Source organism: Wolbachia endosymbiont of Ctenocephalides felis wCfeJ (genome assembly GCF_012277315.1).
Lineage (GTDB): Bacteria > Pseudomonadota > Alphaproteobacteria > Rickettsiales > Anaplasmataceae > Wolbachia.
Genome location: NZ_CP051157.1, coordinates 463480 through 481127, shown reverse-complemented (window position 1 = coordinate 481127; position 17648 = coordinate 463480). Strand labels below are relative to the sequence as shown.

Sequence of the window (17648 nt, the reverse complement as noted above, 5' to 3'; positions counted from 1 at the left end):
CTTATTTGCTAATTTGTGACAAGAATGTATTAATTTTTGGAAACATCACTTCATATGAATAACTTTCTGTTTGAGTAGCTAAAAAATCCTGTATTTTGTCTGAATGTTCCTCATATATTACCTTATATGCTCTTGCTAGGTTAATTAAGTTACCTCTATTTTTCTTATTGCTTACTTCAGTAATAGTAAAAAACTGATCAAAATGGTTTAAAAGGTCTTTATTTGTTATTAAAGATACAATACCATCGATCTCTTTTATGTATAAAGCAAGTTTATGTGCTTTGCTACGGTCTTCAAAACAAAGGTCAACAAGCTCATTACAAAATCTCTTTCTTGTAGTATCTCTTACTTCTGCCAGTAAGGTTTCTATCTTTTTTTGGCAATTCACTCTCTTGACTGACTCAGCAGGGTCAGTGATACCAAGAACATTGTTTACCAAAGATTTTTTCTCACAGCCAAATAGAAACATGTAATAACCCACAGATAGTGTGAAGAGCAAAAATATGGCTGGAAGCAAGAATGGTGTTAGTACACTCTGTGATGCAGGAAAAGCAAACTAGATAGCAGTTGCTGTTGATACAACGAGAAATAATCCCAATAAACTCAATTGCACTTTTCTTCTGTATTTACAATCAATAACCGTGTTAACACCAATAGAAGCTACATCAACCATTACTTATACCACACTAAATAATAACAGTAGCTTAAATGATAGCACTAATTGTAGCAAAAATCAAGTATTATAGCAGCTTCTAAAATGAATAGGCTTCCTTGTTCTCATTAGAAAGAGACCTCGTTGAGAAGATTAATTGCTTCACCGAAAGCCATCGTGAGGCTTACAAAATGTGATGACCTCGTAGGGTTTGGACCAACTGGCAATATTCTACTCTGATATATTGCTATATGCAAATTAGGGAAAAAATATGCGTCACATAGGAGTTAATTTAAGTGACAATAATTTTACTGTTTGTTCCTTGGGCGTATGGTTACAGAGTATTATGGTAGGGGTTCAGTATAAACGATTCAGCAGTAATTTTACCCAGAAAAGTTAGGGAGTTCAGGCAATGGTGTAAATTTAAGATCCTGAAAAAAACAACTATGAATTAGATTATATATAACTTACTGAAATCCTGTCTAGAACAACCTTAGCAAAACTAAAAATGTTAATTTGTCGTTATATTGCGTGAATTTGATTCTATTTAGAATGAGCAAGTTACTGAAATTCTTGAATTTTACTAAATTGGTAAATAGTAGTAAAGTTTTTTACTACTATTTAGGTATCAATTGACTGTTTTTATTATGAATGACAGAATAATAAGCTATTGATATTCCTGTGCTTTTTAATTTCTCATCCATATTTACGTCTCTAGATCTATTTTGTGAATAAAACTTCCATTTATTTAGTTATGATTATAGTAACCGGTTAAGCATTTCCTCAAAAGAACCCTCTGAGTTTTCTAGCACGACTTGGATGTTTTAATTTGCGTAGTGCTTTTGCTTCTATCTGTCTAATTCTCTCACGTGTTACGTTAAAGATTCTTCCTACTTCTTCTAAAGTGTGTTCCTTTCCGTCTTTACCAAGACCAAAACGCATTCTTAGAATTCTTTCTTCCTTTGGCGTTAAAGTGGCAAGAACATTGGTTGTAATACCACGCAGATCGGCAAGTATTGCAGCATCTTCTGGCTTTGAGACTCTTTTATCTTCTATACAATCACCAAAAGTGCTACTATCATCTTTCCCCGTTGGAGCTTCAAGGCTTACAGGATCTCTTGCTATTTTCATAACCTTGCGTATTCTTTCTAGAGGCATTCCAAGTTCTGTGCTCAGCTCCTCTAATGTAGGCTCTCTTTCCATTTCATGAGTCAACTTTCTGAGTGTCCTGTTGATTTTACTGATGATTTCTACCATATGAACTGGTATTCTCACTACTTTAGACTGCTCAGGTATAGCTCTAGTAATTGATTGTCTAACCCACCAGGTTCCATAAGTTGAAAATTTGTATCCGCGTTTGTAATCGAATTTATCCACGGCCTTCATAAGACCAATATTGCCTTCTTGTATCAAATCAAGCAAAGCAAGACCCCTGTTTGAATATTTTTTAGCGATGGAAACTACTAGCCTTAAATTGGCTTTTATCATTTCTTGCTTCGCCTCAGAGACTTCTCGTTCGTGTTTTTGTATCCTTTTAATTAATTCCTTAAATTCTTGCACATCATCTTCCTGTATGCATTGTTTAATGTTGTTCAAGGTGTTAGTGATGTGCTCGAAATTATCATCTATAAACCTTGCGAATTTACTTTTTAGTTCATCTGTAAAAGAAGACAGTTTCTTATTAATTTTGAGGTTTGCATCTTTTAACCCATGCTTTAAGAGTATATCGTTGTAAACCTTGTAGAAGCTTTCTCTGTTGATACCGTGTTTTTTAGCCTCGGAAATAAGATTGGCTTCTTCAAGCATGATAGATCTATTTATATTATAGAGTTTTTGTGTGATTTTAGCAACAGCAGCGTCACTTGGCTTGACTTGTAGCGCTATGGACCACACCTGATCATATAAATCTTTACATGCTAATTTGCTAGAGGAGTTTTTTCTTAGTGCCAACGCCTCATTTGCTAAAGTAATTATTTCATCTAGTGCAACTATGACCTTAGGCAATAAATCACTTTCCATTTCAAGAATAGAGACATTTAAGTTTGTTGAGCTTATATCCTCATTACTACTCTTTTGCTTATCGTCGTCTTTTGTATTATCCGTGTTATCGTCCTTATCATCTGTTTCATCATCTTCGCAGTGGTCACTATCTTGAGCATTTTCAGAGATATCCTCAGAATCCTCAATATCTTCAATATTTTCTTCGACATCTTCTTTAGGTATTGCATTAAAATCGGAATGATAAATTGCATCTAGGTCTATAATTTCTCTTAGTAAGAGAGCTCCACTGCTCAAATCATCGCGCCATGCTTTTATTATTTTTAATGTTACTGATGTTTCAACTATTGCACGTAGCATATTGTGCTTTTCAGATTCAATTCTTTTTGCTATCTCGATTTCGTCTGCTCTTGATAAGAGTTTTACAGAACTCATATCTTGTAGATAAACTCTTACCGGATCATCATTTTGTATTAAAGCTGTCGCAACGTTTGACAATGCATCATCGTCATCAAGCTTGTTATCATCGTTGTTAGAAATAGCTTCTTCTTCATCTTCGCTACTTTCAAGTACGTTAATTCCTGAATCTTGCAAGAGAGATATCGTATCATCTATAAAGTCAGATGAGAAATTTTCATCTGACAATTTGTCATTTATATCATCAAAAGTGATAAAACCACCCTTTCTTATACTCTTGGTTACTAGATCTCTGATGATTTTTTTCTTATCTTCTGCGTTATTAATAGTTGACATCATTACCTTTGTAATTAAAATTTTATCCCTTATTAGTAAATAGGCTTACAGCAAGTAAGCCTATGGTTTAGCTTTTGGCTATTTGTTACTTCACATAGTTTAAGATACCATTAACTCACATACACTTGTCTTGATCAATTGTTCCATATTTTTCTTCTATTTTTACTGCTATAGACAACCCAACTGAAAATGTTGCAATTCCAACTACTATGGCAGTAAGCATTAAAACATGCGATATGGGGTTGCTATATAAGTAAAAATTTGACATTAGTATAGGAGGCAAAGAGCCTCTTACATACCCTAAAGATATATAAAACAACAAAATAGATGCTTGAAAAATACTTATCCCTATCATTTTTTTTACTAGATTTTTGTCATTTATGATAGTGTACAGACCTAGTATCATTAATGTAATAATAATTGTATAGTTATATAAAGTCATTATTTTTTTCTAAGAGCAAAACTTATGTATATGATTAGCATAGAAGAACAGACAGTAAATGCTACGCCCAGTTCCACCAAAAAAATACCCAGTTTTTGACCAGCAACGTTGTCAGCTGATAATATATCATAAGATAAAAAACTTTTGCCAAGCAAAACTGTTGCAATACCTGTTCCCCCATAAATTAAGATACCTAGCATATTAGTAAATTTAATCACAGAATAAGGTATAGCTTTTAAAGTTGTAGTGATGCCAAATAACATTGAATACAATATTATTCCAGAAGCGATAATGATTCCTGCTTGGAAACCTCCGCCTGGAGTGTAGTCACCGTGAAATTGTATATATAAAGCAAATAGGATGATAAAGGGTACCATCAAAAATGTTACTGTATTTAATACTGGGTCTTTAATCATTTTCTTTTTTCAATATCAATGTTATACAAAGCGCAGCAGTAAAAACTACTAGGGTTTCTCCAAACGTATCATAACCACGAAAGCTTGCTAAAATAGCTGTTACTATATTAGGAATACCAGCAACTTTTTCAGTATTTTCTACGTAGTAAGGAGCAACATGCAAGTGAATTGGAGCATCTTGGCTGCCAAAATCCGGCAATTGAATCATAAAGTATGATAAGCATATAGCTAAAAGTAACATAAAAAAAAGTGTTATAGAGTTGTGAGATAAATTTACTTTATGGCTCTTGATCAGAGAGAGTGCAGCAAATGTAAAAACTGTACTGAGTCCTGCACCAACAGAAGCTTCAGTGATTGCAACATCAGGTGCGTTCATGGTTAAGTATACGAGTGCGATAAGTGAGCTAAATGCGCACATTAGAACACCACTCACAACTAAGTGTTTTGAAAGGACTATAAAAACTGTAACCGCAAGTAACAGCAAAAGTAATGCTTCACTTAGTATTCCTAACACCTTAATCCTCTTTAATAGTCTTTTCCTTACTTTTATAATAAGTACGAGCCAAAATATAACTGTTAGTTGAGTTAGCTATCCATATTATAAGAATCAATAATATAATTTTAACAATATTAGTTGAAAAATTATTTTGCAGAGCAAAGCCAATTAACAATAATATTGCGCCGCTGGAGTCTGTAATGCCTGTTGCGTGCAACTTAGTGTAAAAACTGGGAAATCTAATTACCCCCACAGTTGAAACGATTACTAAACAGATACCTAAGAATATGAAAAGAGATCCCATCATAAATTATCAAAGCGACATTAATTTCATTAGTGCTATGGTCGATATAAAACTAATGCTAGCGTACAGCAACGCTATATCAAGTGAAAAGAAATTGTTTGAAATAATCGATATTGCTACTATAAGCAAAACTGCTTGTGTTGAAAAATTGTTGAACGCCAGCACTTTGTAGTAAACATTATTTGACTTAGACACTATGCAATATAGCATTACACTTATGCAAAATAGCAGTACACAGATAGTAACGTGGACCATTTATGAATTACGCAGCCTTAGTAGTTCTCTACTTAATTTATTCTTCATCATTTACTTCTTCATCATCTATTTCTTCACTATCTTGATCATCTATTTCACTTTCTACTTCGCTGTCCTGAGTATCAGTGCTTTCTTGGTCCGCATCAGAATCTATGTTAAAGTGGCCATCAGAAAAGTTTAGTAGTTTTTCTAGCTTACTTGTACCACCGCTATAAACATTACTCATACTTCCTTTCATATATTCTTTACATCGACCTACCAGAAGACTAAACAACTCATGAATATCCACCTGTTTTTCTGCTATTTCGTATAAAGAAATAATAGTATTTTTGTGACCTTTAAACTTAGCTGCTTGAACTGGACTGCTTGCTCCTATGTTTAGGTCATGTGTCCTCTGACTTGCTAATAGAGCTAATTTAAAACGGTTACTCACTTGCTCTGTACATCTTTCTATAACAGATTCAGCCATAAAATACTACCTTAATAAACTTTATACTATACCAAACAAAACAAAATGTCAACTGTGTATCTGTTGAGACCCAGCTTCATGTTTTGCATTTTCTACTTCAGATTTTACTGCCCGACTTTCTGTGATTGTAATTGTTATTTCATAACCAAATTTTTTGAGAAAGCCTAACAATCGCTCTAAAGAGAAACCATCTGTTTTACCATTCTTAATTTGTGATATCTTCGGTTGATCAACACCTAGCTTTTCAGCTGCATGAGCTTGAGTCCAGGAGTTTCTTTCTATGACTTTACTGATTATGTTAAGTAATTTCTTTTTTACTTCTAAACTGCATGAATTGTTGTTTAACGATATTATTTCCATATACACTCACCTATCAATAGCTCTGTAAAACACATTACAACATAAATTTAATATCTCAAAGTATTAATATCATATAATTTGTGCTAAATAATTATATGGTAAATACACAAGACTTCGAATTTATCACCTGTTGATATCTTCATTAAATTTATATCTATCTTAAACTGTTATTTTACCTAAAAAGATTATTCATAGCAAGAACGAGCAATAACTACAAGACTCTGAGTGAAATCTTTTTTGTTTTATGCAAAAAAGTTTGTGTCTCTGTATACAGATGCTTACTTGAAGTTTCTATTTTACGAGAATGCCATACACTATATTCATAATGTAGTTCAAATATTTGTTGCTTTTTAACTGAAACATTATTTAGTTAGTAAATAAAATTATGTTTAATGTAGTAGAAATGAAAAAAGATGTTGCTGTAATTATGGGAAGTCAGTCGGATTATAGCACTATGTCTCATGCTGTTGATATGTTAAAAGAACTAGGGATTTCGCATGATATATTTATAATATCTGCACATAGAACGCCAGACAGGCTATTCAATTTTGCTAAATCTGCACAAGAAAAAGGTTTTAAAATTATTATAGCTGGTGCAGGGGGAGCAGCTCATTTACCTGGTATGGTAGCGTCACTTACTTATTTACCTGTTATTGGCATTCCTGTGCGTAGTAAAGAGTTAAATGGGCTGGATAGCCTGTTATCTATAGTCCAGATGCCAAAAGGCGTTCCTGTAGCAACAATGTCTATAGGAGAAGGTGGAGCATGCAATGCTGCTATTGCCGCTGCATCTATATTGTCAATTTCTAACAGTGAAATTGCAGGTAGGTTAAAAAAATGGAGAGACAAACAGACCGAAGCAGTGAAAGAAAAACCAACATCATGATGAACTTATGGCAATAATTCTTTTAGATGCACAAACCATAAACCGAATAGCGGCAGGAGAGGTGATAGAAAGACCAGCAAGTGCAGTAAAGGAGTTAGTAGAAAATGCAATAGATGCTGGAAGTTCAGAAATAGAGATCAAAATAGAAAGCGGTGGGCGTAATCTTATTGCTGTGAAAGATGATGGAAGTGGAATAGAAAAGAATGATTTAGAACTTGCGTTTATGCGTCATGCTACTTCAAAATTGAGCGACAGTCAATTAATAGAAATCAAGCATCTTGGCTTTAGAGGGGAAGCTTTACCGTCAATAGCAGCAGTAAGTAGGATAAAGTTATCGTCGAGAGCCAGAGGAGTAAACGAAGCGTGGTCTATAAGGTATGAAGGTGGAGAAAAAATAGGGAAATTGATGCCTTATTCCTTATCACAAGGTACACACATTGAAGTACGTGATTTGTTTTTTGCCACTCCAAATAGACTAAAGTTTCTAAAAACTGAAAGAGCAGAAACTCAAAACATTGTTGATATTGTAGATAACCTAGCAATGATTAACTATCACATAGGATTTACTCTAATGTCGGGTAACAAAAAGCTCTTAAAATATACCAAGCAAACCTCATTATTTAATAGGCTATGTGAAATAGAAAAGAAATTTCAAAACGATTCTCTTGAGGTTAATGAAGAGGAAAATGGTATCAGACTTATTGGACACATTTGCAAACCAACTGTCAATCGAGGTAAATCTGATATGATCTATACGTTTGTGAATGGCAGGCCAATTAAAGATAATCTACTGATTGGTGCGATTCGGTATGCATATCACGACTTGATTCCAAGCGATAGGTATCCTTTTGCAGTGCTGCATTTAGAGGTACCATATGATCAGGTCGATGTTAATGTACATCCGAATAAATCAGATGTAAGGTTTCAGAATAAGAGGGTAATATATGAAATAGTGAGAAGAGGGCTAATTAAAACGTTGTCAGCAAGAATAGATGCAATCCATCTTTGTGTCACTCCAGCGCATGATGCTCAAACCCAGACTGATTATGGCGTTAGGATGAAAAAGAATCCAGATCCCTTTAGCAAATCTAACGTTCAAGAAGAATTTTATGAAAAAAGGCCAAGCCGTTTAGAAAATCAGCTAATGAAGGAATTTACTGCCCCGAATGTAAAGGTAAAAAGCTTATCAGAACAGTTAGAACCATTTGATTATACTGATATACAAAAACCCCTGCCACAAGCAGAAACTATGGCCCTAAAAAGGAAAGTATTGGAGCAAGTTGATTTGATAGGGAACTACCCTCTAGGGTTTGCACGCTGTCAGGTCTACAACACTTATATCATTGCTGAGGCTAGAGGCAAATTGGTTATAGTCGATCAGCATGCAGCCCATGAGAGGTTAGTTTATGAGTGCTTAAAACAAAAATCAAGTATAAAAAGACAAAAACTGCTGCTGCCTGAAACAGTTGAAATTAAAAACCAAGCTGGAATAGAGATGGTTGAAACTTACAAAGATAAACTTTTTGAAATGGGCTTTGATATTGAAATCAAATCAGAAAACAAAGTAACGGTGAGGGAAATTCCAGCGATTTTAGGTATAATAGATGTGAAAGAGATGCTAACGAGTATGGTCGACAGATTGATAGAAATAGAAGATACACTCCCAATAGAAGACAAAGTAAATAAAATATTAGCCACTATTGCCTGTTATGGATCAATTAGAGCGGGCAGAAAAATGAAATTGGAGGAAATGAATACGCTACTTAGGCAAATGGAAGAAACCCCGTATTCTGGACAATGCAACCATGGAAGACCGACTTATATAGAAATGAAGCTAAGTGATATAGAAAAATTGTTTGAGCGTAGGTGAGAGGTTGCCAAGTGTGTTTGTTACGCGCTGCTAAAAGTTTGTTGCGTAGGAGCCTATAATTCAATTAATTTAAAATAATTAATGTAGTTATCAAAATTATTGCGATCCACAGCAGTTACCCAAGTTTGACATTGAATACTTAACACCTCTTCTATTAACACCTTTCTGTAATGCTTATCTAGATGAGACATTATATCGTCAAGCAAAAGAAGAGGTGCTTTATTGTAATGAATGCATCTTGCCTTTACGCTAGATAAAATAATAGAAAGCAATAATAACTTTTGTTCTCCAGTAGAACACAGATTTACTGGTATGTCTCTCCTTTGACAAAATACCTGAAATTTGTCGTTATTTACACAGAAGGTTACTCTGCTTGTAAGTGAATCTCTTTCTCTATTTTCCTTTAGACGGCTTTGAAAATATTCTGCAGTATCGTTTGAAGTTAGCTGACTGCTGAATCTTAAACTTGCTTTTGGAAAAAACTTAGTGGAGTGGTTATCAATTGTATCTTGCAGTGTTTTTAAAACAGATAGTCGCATACGTAATATGCTGACTGCGTTAACAGACATAACATTCTCAAGGCTAGATAACCAATTCTCATCCAAAACGTTTTCCCTGAGTAGTTTACTTCGTTCGTGTTTAGCTTTCCTATATTTCATGTAGCAATAAGTGTAATTTTCCTCAAATAGCGAAACTATACGGTCCAAAAGTTTTAATCTATCGCTTGGAGAATTAAGAAGAATATAATCCATTTGTGGAATTAGCCATATTACATTGGATATTCTATAAAGAGATGAATAACTTGATTGTGTTTTCCCATCAATTTGTATCAATTTCTTATTAAAATTCCTTGCGATACCAACTGAATTAAAATCCACTCCATTAAAAAACTTGTAATGCACTGCCCAATCTTCATGACTGAATTGATTTTGCATCTCACTGGCTTTTGCTTTTTTCATCCCATTGCTTTTAGCAAGCAACGAGATTGCTTCAAGTATATTAGTTTTGCCAACACCATTTTTGCCAGTTATAACAACCGAATTGTTACTCAGGTCTAGTTCAAAACTTGAATGGTTACGAAAGTTGTGTAATCTCAACTTTGTTATGTAGCAATGAGTAACCATTCATCTAAATAGTATTTGCCTATATCCTTCTTACTTCCTCTAAAACCTCATCAGCATGTCCGCTAACTTTTACATTTTTCCAGATCTGCGCTATTCTGCCTTTCTTATCTATTAGAAAGGTAGTACGTTCTATTCCCATATATTTTTTACCAAACATGCTCTTTTCTACCCAAACACCATATTTTTCTAACACTTCAGCGTTTTCATCAGAAACTAAATAAAACGGCAGGGAATATTTTGCTTTGAAGCTTGCATGGCATTTAATACTATCTTTTGATACACCGATTATGGCTGTATCAAGAGAAGAAAAGTCATTTATTCTATCTCTAAAATCTTTTGCCTCCATCGTACAACCTGGAGTATCATCTTTAGGGTAAAAATAAAGAACTACATTTTTCTTATCAAAAAAATCACTCAGTGATAAATTTTCACCAGAATCTGTTGGTAAGCTAAAATCAGGTGCATTATTTCCTACTGCTAATTCCATACCTTGCTCCGTCAATGACACTTGTAGTAGTATATTATAGCCAGAGCTTTCAAGAACTCTAGTTAAAAATCAATTAGGTTTTCACATGTTTGCTCTTCATAGAAAAAGTTTAACGTTATTGTAGTGCCAAGGTTCGCTTCACTTTTAATATCAAAAGTTCCACCCATTAGCTCTACTAGTTTTTTGCTGAGTGGTAACCCGATGCCCGTACCTTCGTTTCTGTATCCTGAATCTGCTTGGCCAAAGACAGACATAACTTTATATATGTCTTGCTGCATTATTCCTATTCCATTGTCATGGAACTCAATAGTCAATAAGTTTTTTTCTATATTCTCTTTAATCACCATTCTTATTAGGCCATCTTTGGGGGTAAATTTGATTGAATTTGACAATAAATTTATTATGACCTGCTTCATTCTTTTGGGATCAGCAATAACTAGCAATTGTTTATCAGGCATCTCTTTCTTTAAACTAATCCCTGTTTCTTTTAATTTAGGCGATAGCATATTTAAGCAAGAATCTATTATTTTATTCAGGTTAAACTTCACTTTTTCTACTGTTAGACTGCTTGCTTCTGCTTTCGAAAAATCAAGCACGTCGTTAATTAAAGCAAGTAAATGTGTTCCTGCATTATATATATCATCTGCATATTCCTTATATTGAGAGTGATCCATTGAACCTAAAGTTTCATTTTTGATTAACTCTGCGAATCCAATGATGGCATTAAGAGGTGTACGCAGCTCATGTGTAACGCTTGCAAAAAATTTTAGCTTATTTGCATTTTCTTGTTCTAATGCCTCTTTCATCTGTTGTAACTCAATATTAGTTTTATGTTGCTTAGCTAGTATTTGAGTATTAGAAAAGTGCAAATAAAGCATTATTAGTATTAAGATTACCAATAATAAGCCCACGAACGTTAAAAATAGACTATATACCATGACATAGGTATTGTTATGGTTTTGAATAATCTTTAAAAAAAATGACGGCTTAGTGTCACTTTCATGAAACATAGGAAAAATGGAAATTGATTTGTTTCCTATAGTATCAAATATCTCTTGGTTATTTAGTAGTTTATCAATTTCTTCGTTTGTAAGTAGCTGTTCATAATCATGATCTTGAGTGTTAAAGTGGCTGAAGATTATTCTGCTATTTTGATCATATAGTATTAAACTTAAGTTCCTTACTTTGCTAACTGATTGCAATAATTCAGCACGCAGCCTTATCAGCTGGTTTATATAATCAAAGTTTTTGTATTTAATGTGATGCCTTTCTATTAGCAAGTAATGGTACCTTTTTATTATACTATTTTCCAGTATGCTTTTTAAGCCTATACTTGAGTCACGGTAAGAAGAAAGAAAATTATTCCTCAGTGAGTAATTACAATATATTACACTAAACAAAACTACAAAAATTGATGAGAAAAATGTAGTAACTTTTACATATTTATTCTTTTTTAGTGCAGGAAGTATTAATTTACCTAGTTTATACATATCCTTCTCATTGTGAAATAATGGCTTTTATGTTATTAATTAAAATTTAGCATACCATATTTTTATGACAATTTCTCCTATCTTGCCAGTTTATTCTCCTATTAATATAAATTTTTCTTATGGTAAAGGTATTTACTTGTACGATACTGACAACAAGTGCTACATAGATTTTCATTCTGGCATAGCTGTTAGTAGTTTAGGTCACGCTAATTTGCAATTAATAAGCGCTCTCAAATCACAAGGAGAAAGGTTATGGCATATAACAAATACCTATAATATATCTGCTGCCAATAACTTTGCAGAGAAGTTAATAAACAACAGTTTTGCTAATACTGTATTTTTTACAAATTCTGGATCAGAGGCAGTAGAGTGTGGACTTAAAATTGCTAGGACCTATCAAAACGGAAAAGGTAATAAAAATCGCTATAGAATTTTGACATTTCATGGTGCATTTCATGGGAGAACCTTTTTAACCTGTGCTACAAACGATAGACAGAAATTTTCTGAATTACTGAATCCCTACATTGATTGGTGCGATAACATAGAGCCCAATATTGAGAGTGTAAAGAAGACAATTTCTAATGATATAGGTGTTGTGTTAGTAGAACCAATACAAGGGCAAGGCGGTATCAAAGTAATGGACGAAGCCTTTATGAAAGAGCTAAGGAAGCTGTGTGATGAAAACGACATATTACTATTTTTTGATTGTATACAATGTGGTGCTGGTAGAACCGGAAAATTATTTGCATACGAACATATAGAAGTGGAACCTGACATATGTGCTCTTGCAAAAGGGATAGGAGGAGGTTTTCCGCTGGGGGCCTGCCTTGCAACTGAAAAAGCTGCCCAATATATGGCAGTTGGCATGCATGGTTCCACTTTTGGGGGTAATCCACTTGCAACTTCGGTAGGCAATGCTGTATTTGATGAATTGCTTAGCTACGGCTTTTTAGAAAATGTTGAAATTAGAGGTAAGTATTTAAAAAATAAATTAGAAGACTTAGCAAGTCGGTTTTCAATGATAGAAGAAGTAAGAGGAAAGGGGTTGATGCTTGGAATAAAAGTGAAAATGAACAATCAAAAGTTTGCGGAAGAGTTAAGTTATCGTGGTTTACTTACTGTTGGAGTAACATCAGATAACGTTGTAAGAATTTTGCCTCCGCTCATTATCACTGAAAAAGAGATTGATAAAGGCATTAAGATTCTCGAGCAGTATTTATCTGAAAAATCTCCCAACTTGTATTAGCATGAACAACAATCTGATATGCCTAGGGGTAATTACTGCTCCCCATGGAATTAAGGGAGCAGTTAAAATAAAAACTTTTACTGAAAAGCCTGAGAATATCTCCTTGCACGGTAAGCTAATAAGTGGCAACGAAAGTTATAAAATAGATTCGGTGTCTGTCATAGGTGATGATTTGGTAATAGCTACAATAAGTGGAATAAATTCTCGTAACGAAGCAGAGCTCTTAAGAGGTAGAAATTTATATATCAAAAAGGACAGGCTACCAAAATTAAATGACGAAAATGAATTCTATCAAAGCGACCTTTTAGGTATGGAAGTAAGGCTGGAGAACAATGAATTATATGGCCATGTAAAATCTATATGTAATTTCGGTTCAGGAGACATCTTGGAAATTTCAGTTATTAGTATAAAAAAGAACATTATGTTGTCTTTTACCAAAGAGATATTTCCACATGTAAACACAAAGGAAAGATATATAATCCTCAATATGCCGGAGTTTATTGATTAATAAAGGCTTTGAATTTACACAAAAGCTACTTATAATTATTAAGATCAAACTGAAAATGTAATTATGGCAGAAAGAGCTAATGATATTAGGCCAGGTCAAGTGTTGGAGCACAATGGTGGTTTGTTTCTGGTTGTGAGTATTATGCATACTCAACCTGGTAAAGGTGGTGCATACATACAAGCTGAAATGAAAAATATCAAAACCGGAGCAAAACACTATGAAAGGTTTCGCTCTGATGCAACAGTCAGAAGGGCTATTTTAGATGAAGAGGAATATGTTTATCTCTTTACTGAAGGAAATATTGTGAATCTTATGCATCCGAGTAATTACGAGCAAATTACTATAAACTTGGACTTATTAGGAGAAAAAAAGGTTTATTTACAGGATAATATGAAAGTTAAAGTAGTAACTTACCAAGATAAGATAATCTCTGTGCATGTGCCTGATTATGTTACACTGACTGTAAAAGAAACAGAGTCTGTTATCAAAGGACAAACTGTTACTTCCTCTTACAAACCTGCAATTTTAGAAAATGGGATGCGCATTAACGTACCTCAATTTATAAAAGAAGAAGATAAAATTGTAGTACACACTCCCGATGACAGCTATTACGAAAGGGTAAAAGAGTAAAAGGAAGATGTCTATTTCATCACCTCGGATTAATGTGATGCTTGATTCTGTACGCAGTGCTTCTAAACAACTTATGCGCGACTTTAACGAATTACAAATTTCCAATGTTAAGTCAGCTGACTTTATCAATAAGACTTACTCAAAATCTAAGCAGGCTATATACGATTGCTTGCGCGACTACAAACAAGACTATGGTTTTATTTTTGAAGATGATGCCGATCAAGAAGTCAAAGATGACAATTATACCTGGTTCATTATGCCTATAGAAAGCAGGGATAATTTTTCCAGTTGCATGGTTCATTTCACAGTGTCAGTTTGTCTAATTCATAAAAACAAAGTTGTAGCGGCTGTAATTGATGCTCCTGCTCTTAGAGAAACTTTTTGGGCAGAAGAGAAGAAGGGTGCTTTTCTTGAAGACTCCAGATCTCGTCATATAAAGATGCGAGTGAAAAGTTGTGATAGGGGTTTGATCGATGTAAATGGTAACTTATTAGGTAAACTACTACCTGGCAACAGTAACGTGCGCTCTTTCGGTTCGACAATGTTAGGTTTTGCATACCTTGCTGCAGGAAGATACGGTGGTATAGTTTACTCTAAAGTTAACAAATATAAGGTTCTGCTTGGTAGGCTTCTTCTGCAAGAAAGCGGTGGAAGGCTAGTAGAAGACAATGGATTAATCATCGCAGGCGATATTAAACTGGGGTAAACAGGCTCTTGAAAAGTATCTGTTCAGCGGAGTGGCAAAATAAGGTAGACAAGGTAGTATAAAAAGATAACCATAGAATAAAAGTGAATTTACAACAAAGGGTATCATTTTAGTGAGTGACGCTGAAATCCAGTAAAAAAAAGATGGATCCCAGTGCCAGCTACTCGGATGACATTATTCAGTAGCACTGGGATGACATCGTAGAGGCTACAGGTATAGATACCATCTGTTACACCTGCTGATTGCAATGTTCGTGACCATAATGCAAGAAGTCTATCACCATTAAGATAAGCCTTATTTTCATTTTTACGCAAAATCGAAAATAAGAGCTCTCTTATGTTCATCCACGAAAATAAGGTAAGCCTTATTTTCATTTTTATATAGAATCGAAAATAAAAGGTTTCTTATTTTCATCAAATGGTGTCATTCCAGCGCGTGACGCTGGAATCCAGGCTTATTTTCATTTCTACGCAAAATCGAAAATAAGAAGCCTCTTGTGTTTATCCACGCAAATAGATAAGCCTTATTTTCATTTTTATATAGAATCGAAAATAAGAAATTTCTTGTGTTCATCGAAGGGTGTCATTAAAGTAGCTGACACTGGAATCTAGTGAAAAAAAGAATGGATTGTATTTTCCCTATAGCTGTAGCCCAAACGCCATCATACCTTTAGGAAAGATTGCTGATTGAGGCTCTTAAGTTGACGCCATTGCCTGAACAGATACCTCGAAAACTTTTACAAGAGACTCTGTTAAGTGCTCTATCATTTCATCGGTATGATAAGGCGTAGGAGTGATACGAAAACGTTCAGTTCCTCTTGGAACTGTCGGATAATTTATATGTTGAACGTATATTCCATGTTCATCAAATAACAATTTTGATGCCCTTTTGGATAACTTTGGGTCGCCAATTATTATTGGAATGATATGAGTTGTTGTTGGAATGAAATTGACTCCCGCATTTTTCAGCGAATTTTTTACTTTTTCTACAACTTGTTTTTGTTTTTCCCTTTCAACGTTACTTGATTTTAGATGTTCAACGCTTGCCTTTGCTGCTGCTGCTAAAACAGGCGACATGGCAGTTGTGAAAATAAATCCTGGAGCAGAACTTCTTATTACATCCACCAAGCTCTTTGAGGATGCTATATATCCACCCATCACTCCAAAAGCCTTTGATAATGTACCTTGAATGACGGTTACTCTATCCATTAGACCTTCTCTTTCTGCAATTCCACCACCGCGTGCACCATACATGCCAACTGCATGCACCTCATCCAAATAGGTAATTGCATCATATTCTTCTGCTAAGTCACATATTTCTCTCAGTGGCACTACATCGCCATCCATTGAATATACGGATTCAAGTGCTATTATTTTGGGTGTCTTTTTGCCGACAGACTGTAACAACTGCTCTAAGTGATCAATGTCATTATGCCTGAATATATATTTAGGTCTTTTTCCTGATTTTATGCCTTCTATCATCGAAGAATGGTTTTTCTCATCTGAAAAAATTACCACATCAGGAATGACAGATGATAAGGTGCTCAGCGTTGTCTGGTTGGCAAGGTAGCCACAAGCAAAAGTTAAAGCAGCCTCCTTGTTATGCAAACAAGCCAGGGATTGTTCAAGTTCAACAACCTCTTTTGTTGTACCAGATATATTTCTTGTTCCTCCTGCACCAACAGATGAATTCTGAATAGCGGCAATGACACTCTCATTTTGCGACATTCCTAAGTAGTTATTACTGCACCAGACGATAACTTCTCTATTTCTTTCATAATCCATAATGTAGGGAAGCCTGCCAGGCAAAGATGCAAAGTGCGTGAATTCACGATAGCGCCCTTCCTCCTTTATATCTTTGATTTTTTTTAAGAATATTTCTTCGTAGTCTACCAAGTTTTTATCTGTTAATAACTAATAAAATTATAATAAATTATTCAATAGTAGACTACTATATTTATTATAAAGATGTGGTTATAGGTCCTATAAAAGACAAGACTTGATCTAACAGGCAAGAATAAACTGACAGAAGAATAACCTTACAAAAAACAAGCCCTACAAAGAATTCTGGTTTGCTGCTATAGCCCAAACTCTTCATTGATTTTATCAACTATTTCTTGTGGTGGATCCTCTCCCCACCCTGAATATAAAATCTCTCCATAATCTGCAACATCCATAGAGCCAGTTCTGCTTTTTGCAAGAAATATTTCTCTCTTGTCTTTATCAACTAATACATAGTGCCACGCTGATCTTCCACGATCTTTACCACGGACTAGATATATGAGATCTGACCTGCTTCTTCTTGTTGCGTCAGCAAAAGACCTTTCATTCACAGTTTTACTTTTGCTTTTTATGCCGCCACTTTCGGAAAAAGGTTCTTTAGACTCAGTTTTTTTACTTGCTAGTTCAGAAATTTTCCCTTTTTCCCCTAGCGCACGCTCCTTGGTGTTTTGGGATGAATACTTACTGGAAAAACCCCCTCCTGTATCGCCAGGAGTCCTGTTTGTGAAACGCTTAGTGAATGAGTTATTATCGTTGTTCTCTGTCATAAAAGTCT

Annotated in this window: 22 protein-coding genes; 6 read left to right on the top strand and 16 right to left on the bottom strand. The window is 34.5% G+C overall.

Annotated features, from left to right (window positions below; all coding sequences use genetic code 11):
- Position 1 precedes the first annotated feature (1 nt).
- From HF196_RS02305 to HF196_RS02265, 9 genes are all read right to left on the bottom strand, one after another.
- Entirely contained in the window at positions 2-469 is a 468-nt protein-coding gene (locus HF196_RS02305) for a hypothetical protein (RefSeq protein ID WP_246198600.1), read from the bottom strand.
- Positions 470-1435: 966 nt separating this feature from the next.
- Positions 1436-3403, bottom strand: coding sequence for an RNA polymerase sigma factor RpoD (rpoD, locus tag HF196_RS02300; protein WP_168456264.1), 1968 nt, complete (start codon positions 3401-3403; stop codon positions 1436-1438).
- A 115-nt stretch (positions 3404-3518) separates the two neighbouring features.
- Positions 3519-3845 carry a cation:proton antiporter subunit C gene (locus tag HF196_RS02295; RefSeq protein WP_168455645.1) on the bottom strand — a complete coding sequence of 109 codons (327 nt, stop codon included), beginning with the start codon at positions 3843-3845 and terminating at the stop codon, positions 3519-3521.
- Complete coding sequence (locus HF196_RS02290; RefSeq protein WP_168455644.1) at positions 3845-4261, bottom strand: Na(+)/H(+) antiporter subunit B; 417 nt, start codon at positions 4259-4261, stop codon at positions 3845-3847. Before HF196_RS02290 ends, HF196_RS02295 begins: the two co-directional genes overlap by 1 nt.
- Entirely contained in the window at positions 4254-4775 is a 522-nt protein-coding gene (locus HF196_RS02285; RefSeq protein ID WP_168455643.1) for a DUF4040 domain-containing protein, read from the bottom strand. Before HF196_RS02285 ends, HF196_RS02290 begins: the two co-directional genes overlap by 8 nt.
- A 1-nt stretch (position 4776) precedes the next feature.
- Positions 4777-5064, bottom strand: a complete 288-nt coding sequence (gene mnhG / locus HF196_RS02280) for a monovalent cation/H(+) antiporter subunit G (protein ID WP_168455642.1) — start codon at positions 5062-5064, stop codon at positions 4777-4779.
- Between the two features lie 6 nt (positions 5065-5070).
- Positions 5071-5271 (bottom strand): monovalent cation/H+ antiporter complex subunit F, encoded by a 201-nt coding sequence (locus HF196_RS02275; protein WP_246198599.1) that lies wholly within the window; start codon positions 5269-5271, stop codon positions 5071-5073.
- Positions 5272-5353: 82 nt separating this feature from the next.
- Positions 5354-5785, bottom strand: a complete 432-nt coding sequence (gene rpoZ / locus HF196_RS02270; RefSeq protein WP_168455640.1) for a DNA-directed RNA polymerase subunit omega — start codon at positions 5783-5785, stop codon at positions 5354-5356.
- A 48-nt stretch (positions 5786-5833) separates the two neighbouring features.
- Positions 5834-6145 carry a helix-turn-helix domain-containing protein gene (locus tag HF196_RS02265; RefSeq protein WP_168455639.1) on the bottom strand — a complete coding sequence of 104 codons (312 nt, stop codon included), beginning with the start codon at positions 6143-6145 and terminating at the stop codon, positions 5834-5836.
- A gap of 385 nt (positions 6146-6530) precedes the next feature.
- Between HF196_RS02265 and purE the strand changes: the two genes are divergently transcribed.
- Complete coding sequence (gene purE / locus HF196_RS02260) at positions 6531-7031, top strand: 5-(carboxyamino)imidazole ribonucleotide mutase (RefSeq protein ID WP_168455638.1); 501 nt, start codon at positions 6531-6533, stop codon at positions 7029-7031.
- 7 nt (positions 7032-7038) lie between these two features.
- Positions 7039-8901 (top strand): DNA mismatch repair endonuclease MutL, encoded by a 1863-nt coding sequence (gene mutL / locus HF196_RS02255; RefSeq protein ID WP_168455637.1) that lies wholly within the window; start codon positions 7039-7041, stop codon positions 8899-8901.
- 53 nt (positions 8902-8954) lie between these two features.
- Here mutL and recF read toward each other — a convergent pair whose 3' ends face one another.
- The 3 genes from recF to HF196_RS02240 all read right to left on the bottom strand — a co-directional run bounded on the left by recF (position 8955) and on the right by HF196_RS02240 (position 12002).
- Positions 8955-10025, bottom strand: a complete 1071-nt coding sequence (gene recF, locus HF196_RS02250) for a DNA replication/repair protein RecF (RefSeq protein ID WP_168455636.1) — start codon at positions 10023-10025, stop codon at positions 8955-8957.
- Positions 10026-10044: 19 nt separating this feature from the next.
- On the bottom strand, positions 10045-10512 hold the full coding sequence (gene bcp / locus HF196_RS02245; RefSeq protein ID WP_168455635.1) for a thioredoxin-dependent thiol peroxidase: 468 nt from the start codon (positions 10510-10512) through the stop codon (positions 10045-10047).
- A 62-nt stretch (positions 10513-10574) separates the two neighbouring features.
- Positions 10575-12002 carry a sensor histidine kinase gene (locus HF196_RS02240; protein WP_168455634.1) on the bottom strand — a complete coding sequence of 476 codons (1428 nt, stop codon included), beginning with the start codon at positions 12000-12002 and terminating at the stop codon, positions 10575-10577.
- Positions 12003-12066: 64 nt separating this feature from the next.
- Here HF196_RS02240 and HF196_RS02235 point away from each other — a divergent pair, with 64 nt between their 5' ends.
- The 4 genes from HF196_RS02235 to HF196_RS02220 all read left to right on the top strand — a co-directional run bounded on the left by HF196_RS02235 (position 12067) and on the right by HF196_RS02220 (position 15092).
- On the top strand, positions 12067-13248 hold the full coding sequence (locus HF196_RS02235) for an aspartate aminotransferase family protein (RefSeq protein WP_168455633.1): 1182 nt from the start codon (positions 12067-12069) through the stop codon (positions 13246-13248).
- A 1-nt stretch (position 13249) separates the two neighbouring features.
- The gene (gene rimM / locus HF196_RS02230) at positions 13250-13756 is read left to right on the top strand and encodes a ribosome maturation factor RimM (protein ID WP_168455632.1); all 507 of its coding nucleotides are present in this window, start codon (positions 13250-13252) and stop codon (positions 13754-13756) included.
- A 63-nt stretch (positions 13757-13819) separates the two neighbouring features.
- Entirely contained in the window at positions 13820-14386 is a 567-nt protein-coding gene (efp, locus tag HF196_RS02225) for an elongation factor P (protein WP_168455631.1), read from the top strand.
- A gap of 7 nt (positions 14387-14393) precedes the next feature.
- The gene (locus tag HF196_RS02220; protein WP_168455630.1) at positions 14394-15092 is read left to right on the top strand and encodes an inositol monophosphatase family protein; all 699 of its coding nucleotides are present in this window, start codon (positions 14394-14396) and stop codon (positions 15090-15092) included.
- Between the two features lie 104 nt (positions 15093-15196).
- On the opposite strand, the gene HF196_RS02215 is transcribed toward HF196_RS02220, so the two are convergent.
- The 4 genes from HF196_RS02215 to HF196_RS02200 form a co-directional block, all read right to left on the bottom strand.
- Positions 15197-15466: a hypothetical protein gene (locus HF196_RS02215; RefSeq protein WP_168455629.1), complete on the bottom strand. Its 270-nt coding sequence runs from the start codon at positions 15464-15466 to the stop codon at positions 15197-15199.
- Between the two features lie 49 nt (positions 15467-15515).
- Entirely contained in the window at positions 15516-15665 is a 150-nt protein-coding gene (locus tag HF196_RS02210) for a hypothetical protein (protein ID WP_168455628.1), read from the bottom strand.
- 122 nt (positions 15666-15787) lie between these two features.
- Positions 15788-16987 (bottom strand): 5-aminolevulinate synthase, encoded by a 1200-nt coding sequence (gene hemA, locus HF196_RS02205; RefSeq protein ID WP_168455627.1) that lies wholly within the window; start codon positions 16985-16987, stop codon positions 15788-15790.
- A gap of 182 nt (positions 16988-17169) precedes the next feature.
- On the bottom strand, positions 17170-17640 hold the full coding sequence (locus HF196_RS02200; RefSeq protein ID WP_168455626.1) for a hypothetical protein: 471 nt from the start codon (positions 17638-17640) through the stop codon (positions 17170-17172).
- Positions 17641-17648 lie beyond the last annotated feature (8 nt).